Annotated in this window: 2 tRNA genes and 1 rRNA gene; all 3 read right to left on the reverse strand. The window is 45.4% G+C overall.

Annotated features, from left to right (window positions below):
• Positions 1-178: 178 nt before the first annotated feature.
• Positions 179-254, reverse strand: a tRNA-Ala gene (locus tag F0527_RS16860).
• 12 nt (positions 255-266) lie between these two features.
• Positions 267-343: transfer RNA gene (locus F0527_RS16865), tRNA-Ile, on the reverse strand.
• A gap of 98 nt (positions 344-441) precedes the next feature.
• A 16S ribosomal RNA gene (locus tag F0527_RS16870) occupies positions 442-540 on the reverse strand; the annotation flags it as partial.

The raw sequence follows: 540 nt of genomic DNA on the forward strand, positions 1-540 counted from the left end.
TGTTAGTGCCGTCCTTCATCGGCTTCTAGTGCCAAGGCATCCGCCATGCGCCCTTAATAACTTAACCGTTGGCTTATAAAAGCCTTTAAGTTATTAAGCCTAAAAAAATTAAAACTTAATAAATGTGTTACTTAAGAATTTCTTCAATGTCGTTTTATCCAGTTTTCAAAGAACAATTTGGTGGAGCCTAGCGGGATCGAACCGCTGACCTCCTGCGTGCAAGGCAGGCGCTCTCCCAGCTGAGCTAAGGCCCCAAAAATAAAAAATGGTGGGCCTAAATGGACTCGAACCATCGACCTCACGCTTATCAGGCGTGCGCTCTAACCAGCTGAGCTATAGGCCCCTTTTGGGTAACAATATAGTTTTTTATATGAACCCTCAAAACTGAACAGCAAGATGTTAATCGTACAGACGAAGTCTGTATTCCGTTAATTTCCTTAGAAAGGAGGTGATCCAGCCGCACCTTCCGATACGGCTACCTTGTTACGACTTCACCCCAATCATCTATCCCACCTTCGGCGGCTGGCCCCAAAAGGTTAC

The sequence above is a fragment of the Rummeliibacillus sp. TYF-LIM-RU47 genome (assembly GCF_008638315.1).
Classification (GTDB): Bacteria; Bacillota; Bacilli; order Bacillales_A; family Planococcaceae; genus Rummeliibacillus; species Rummeliibacillus stabekisii.